The 4,572-nt window shown below is 75.3% G+C and carries 4 protein-coding genes; 2 read left to right on the top strand and 2 right to left on the bottom strand.

Features of this window, described 5'->3' with window-relative positions:
• Nucleotides 1–35: 35 nt before the first annotated feature.
• Complete coding sequence (locus tag ACFXA3_RS30625; RefSeq protein WP_385191911.1) at nucleotides 36–917, bottom strand: Rossmann-like domain-containing protein; 882 nt, start codon at nucleotides 915–917, stop codon at nucleotides 36–38.
• Nucleotides 914–2,212 (bottom strand): ATP-grasp domain-containing protein, encoded by a 1,299-nt coding sequence (locus ACFXA3_RS30620; protein WP_385191908.1) that lies wholly within the window; start codon nucleotides 2,210–2,212, stop codon nucleotides 914–916. Before ACFXA3_RS30620 ends, ACFXA3_RS30625 begins: the two co-directional genes overlap by 4 nt.
• Nucleotides 2,213–2,402: 190 nt before the next feature.
• Here ACFXA3_RS30620 and ACFXA3_RS30615 point away from each other — a divergent pair, with 190 nt between their 5' ends.
• On the top strand, nucleotides 2,403–3,680 hold the full coding sequence (locus tag ACFXA3_RS30615) for a VWA domain-containing protein (protein WP_385191905.1): 1,278 nt from the start codon (nucleotides 2,403–2,405) through the stop codon (nucleotides 3,678–3,680).
• Nucleotides 3,680–4,507, top strand: coding sequence for a hypothetical protein (locus ACFXA3_RS30610; RefSeq protein ID WP_385191902.1), 828 nt, complete (start codon nucleotides 3,680–3,682; stop codon nucleotides 4,505–4,507). Before ACFXA3_RS30615 ends, ACFXA3_RS30610 begins: the two co-directional genes overlap by 1 nt.
• Nucleotides 4,508–4,572 lie beyond the last annotated feature (65 nt).

Raw genomic sequence — 4,572 nt, 5'->3', positions numbered from 1 at the left:
GGCCGGGACCGGCCGCGGCAGGATCGGGGCCAGGGTCACCGGGGGCCTCCGTAGTGGTGGATGGTTCCGGGGCCGCCGTCGAGCCAGAAGAAGGGGTACGGCTCGGCGGACACGGCGCTCACCCCGGCGCCGAGGAAGCGCGGCAGGACGGCGCTTCCGGTCTGGGCGAACATGACGAGCGGCGTGCCGGTCCGGGCGGCGTGGTCGAGCAGCGGCTGGAAGGAGCCGTTGCCGAGGGTCATCCCGGAGGCGAGGACCGCGTCGCACCGTCCCAGCTCGGCCCGGGCGTCCGTGCGGACCGGCTCGCCCCACTCGGTGGTACCGCCCTTGAGGTCGCAGGGGACGTACCCGATCCCGCGGGCGCGCAGCTCCTCCAGCAGGGAGTTGACGACGCCGACGACGAGGACCCTGCGCAGCCCGGCCCCGGGCAGCAGGTCGGCGACGGCGCGGGCCCGCGCCCGGGACCGGTGCAGCGAGTCTCCCGCCGGCAGGGCGCGGGGGCGGGCCCCGTGCTCGGCGGTGTGCGGGCGCACGTGCATCAGGTAGGCGTCGAGCGCGGCGATCCGTACCGGGAGGAGGGGGTGTTCCAGCAGCTCGGCGACGCTCGCCCCGACACAGTCGTCGAGGGCCGCGGAGGGCAGGGTGCGGGGTTCGACCGCGCAGGATCCGACGGCCGCGCCGAGCCGCAGGCTGAGCACCTCGTTGCGGTATCCGCCGGACCGGTCGGGGTGCCGGACGGCCTGGGCGGTGGTGAAGGCGACCGAGACGCGTGCGTGTGCCGGGTCGGCGCCGTACGCACCGGACCGGACCTGTGCGACGAGGGCGGCGACGTCCGGCACGGCAGGGGCGGGGCGGGCCGGGGGTGCGGGCAGCGCGCGGTGGGGTGCGGGGCGGGCGCGGGGAGCGGCGGCGGTCATGCGGGCACCGCCCCGGGCTCGGCGTAGCCGGGGCGCAGCCGCGCGATCAGCCGCTCGGCCGTCTCCCGTGCGCCGGCGCCCTCGGGGTCGGCGGTCATGACGTGGCCGAGGTACTCGTTGTTGCTGGTGGCCGCGCGGACGGCGCGGCCGGGCGCGGCCAGGGTGAGCTCCAGGACCCGCGGATCGCTCCGGACGGCGTCGGCCCCGCCGATGCCGGTGAGGGTGGCGCCGGCACCCGGCCGCGGCAGGGCGGCCCCGTCGGGCAGCAGGAAGGCGATGGCGGCGCTGTGCACGCCGGTCGGGCGGACGGTGAGGTCGGGCACCCGGCCGAGGGCGACGTCGACGCAGGCTGCGGCGAGGTCGACTCCGGTGACGTGGCGGACGAGTTCGGTGATGCGGTTGCCGGCCGGGCGCGGGTTCACCTCGACGAGCCGGGGTCCGGCGGGGGTCAGTTTGACCTCGGTGTGGCAGACCACGTGGTCCAGGCCGAGCGCCTGCACCGCGGCCACGGCCGTGCCGGCGGCGGCCCGGGTCTGGTCCGGGCCGAGGGCGGCCGGGAACATGTGGCCGGTCTCGACGAAGGAGGGTGCGCCGCCGATGCTCTTGTCGGTGATGCCCGCGACCTGCGGGGCGCCCCCGGAGGAGACGGTCTCCACGCTGACTTCGGGACCGGTGAGGAACTCTTCGAGGAGGATGGCGGGATGGCGTTCCCGGCCGCGCGCGTTGACCGGGAAGGCGGCCAGCTCGCGGCAGGCCGAGGCCAGTTCGCGCTCGTCGTCGACGCGGCGGACCAGCATGCCGGCACACAGGTCCACGGGCTTGACGACGAGGGGGTACCCGAGGTCCCGTGCGGCCGCTGCCGCCTCCGCGGGGTCGGCGCACACCGCGAAGCGCGGCCCCGGCACCCCGGCCGCGGCCAGTACCCGGCGGGTGAGGTCCTTGCGGCAGGCGGACTCGACGGCCTCCGGGGCGGGTCCGGGCAGGGCGAGGCGCTGCGCGACGCGGGCGGCGGCGGGCAGGTGGTAGTCGCAGGAGGAGACGACGCCGTCGAAGGCGAGCACCCGGTGCAGCCGCTCGGCGTGGGCCGCCAGTGCGGCCGTGTCGTTGGTGTCCGCCGTGAGGATGTTGCGGGCCGCGAGCAGCGGGTGCGGCTGCCCGTCGGACGGGGCGGAGCGCAGGTAGTGGTGCAGGTCGCGGGTGAGGAACGTGAACGTGTGTCCCCCGTCGTGGATCGCGCGGGGCAGCAGTCTGCTCATCGACCCCACCCAGCTCTCGATCACCAGCAGATGTCCCACGGGACTTCCTTTCCGACCGTCGTCGCGCGTGCGGGCATGGGTGTGGCACGGACGGGCCGCGGAGACCGCCGGCACCACACCCCGGACGTTATCGGAAAGCGTTTTCATTTCCAATAACCGGCGGCGGTACCGAACCCCCCGTCCCGGGGAGCGTTTTGGTTTGGCGGTGGATCCTCAATACGATCCGGCGATGATCACAAGAAAATGGGTGGCGGCCGGGGCCTGTGGCCTGTTGGCCACTCTGGCGGTCGGGCTGTTCCCGGCGAATGCCGTCGCCGGCGAACCGGTGGCGAAGGAGTCCCCCAAGGTCGAGCTGGTCCTCGACGTCAGCGGCTCGATGCGGGCGACCGACATCGACGGCAAGTCCCGCATGGCCGCGGCGAAGCAGGCGTTCAACGAGGTGCTGGACGCCACGCCGGACGAGGTGCAGCTCGGGATACGGACCCTCGGGGCCACCTATCCCGGTGACGACCGGCAGCAGGGCTGCAAGGACACCAAGCAGCTCTACCCGGTCGGCAAGCTCGACCGGACCGAGGCGAAGACGGCGGTGGCCACGCTGGCCCCGACCGGCTGGACGCCGATCGGGCCGGCCCTGCTGGGTGCGGCCGAGGACCTCAAGGGCGGTGACGCCACCCGGCGGATCGTGCTCATCACCGACGGCGAGGACACCTGTGCCCCGCTCGACCCGTGCGAGGTGGCGCGGGACATCGCGGCCCAGGGCATCCACCTCGTCATCGACACGCTCGGGCTCGTCCCCGACGCCAAGACGCGCAACCAGCTGATCTGCATCGCCGAGGCCACCGGCGGCACGTACACCTCGGTGCAGCACACCGCCGAACTCTCCGGCCGCGTCAAGCAGCTGGTGGACCGGGCGGCGACCCCGGTCCTCACCCCGGTGGCGACCGAGGGCGCCAAGCAGTGCCAGGGCGCCCCGCAGCTCGGCGCGGGTCTGTACACGGACCGTGAGACCTTCGGCGAGCACCGCTGGTACCGGGTGGACGTCAAGCCCGGCCAGGAGCTGCGCGCTTCGGTGAGCATCGCCGCCGACCGCGCGGTCAACAACGACTACGGCGTCATGCTGCGCGCGACGACCGTGCACGGCCGGGAGATCGTCCGCGGCTCGGAAGCGGGTGACGGACGCACCGACATGCTCTCGACCGGGCTGCGCTACCCGAAGGCCGAGGTCGACGACGAGACGGACGGGGACGGCAAGCCGGCCGCGGAGACGGTCTGCCTGCAGGTCAGCAACTCCTTCTCGGCGCCCGCCTCGGTCAAGACCACGCCGGGTCTGCCCGTCGAACTGACCATCGACGTGGTCGACGGGCCCGACCACGCCGCCGACGCGGCGTCGTTCGGTCTCGGCCGCGGCTGGTGGCTGCTCGGCGTGCTGGTGCTCGCCGGCCTCGTCGCCGGCCTGCTGTGGGGCTGGATCTCCCGCTGGCGTATCTCCGTCTGGAGGACGAACTGATGCGTACCGTACGCATACTGACCGCTGCCGCCCTCGCCGTAGGCGGCGTGCTCGGCATGGCCGGCGCGGCCGCGGCGGACACCCCGTCGGCGAGCGCGAGTGCGAGCCCGGGCGCCAAGGCCTCCGGGCCGAGCGAAGCCGGCACCGCCTTCCGCACCGCCACCCCCATCCGGCCGGGCCAGCGGGCCACGGCCGACGCGTCCACCGGCGACTACCTCTACTGGGTGGTCCCGCTGGACTCCGGACAGCGGGCCACGGTCAGGGCCACGGTGAAACTGCCCCCGGCGGCGAACCGGCACGGCGCCTCGACCTGGCAGCTGGACGTCTACGACGGGCTGCGCCGCCGCCAGGCCTGCACGTACGGCACGCAGCAGGCCGCGGCGGCCAAGGAGGCCGCCTCGGTCGAGCTGTCCTGCACCCTGCGCACCGTGCGCCCGGGTGCGGAGCCGTGGGCCAACGACCCGCTGCCCGGCAGCTACTACGTCCGTCTGACGGTCGTCGGCGTCGCCGAGGAGGACCTCGGTCTTCCGGTCCACGCCGAGGTCGAGGCCGCCACCCGGGACACGGGCGGCGCCTTCGCGGTGGACGGCGCCCTGGCGGCGCCGCTCGTCCCCGGCATCGGCCGGACCGCGCAGGCGGGCGCGGGGAGTTCGGCCAAGAAGCCGGCGGCCGTCGGCGAGCCGGCCGACGGCTGGTCCGGCGGCCGGTGGTCCGACCGCTGGGTGTGGACCGCGGCGGGCGGGCTCCTGGGCGCCCTCGCCGGCATCTTCGGCTACTCCCTCACCCGGGGCCGGGGCCGCCCCTCACGGGTCCCGCCCCAGGCCTGACACCCTCCGGGGGGGGGGGGGGGGGGCCGCGGCGCGGCCGCCCCGCGCGGGGGGCGCGGGGGAGC

The organism is Streptomyces sp. NPDC059456 (assembly GCF_042750055.1).
Classification (GTDB): Bacteria; Actinomycetota; Actinomycetes; order Streptomycetales; family Streptomycetaceae; genus Streptomyces.
This window is presented reverse-complemented; position numbering and strand designations above follow the sequence as displayed.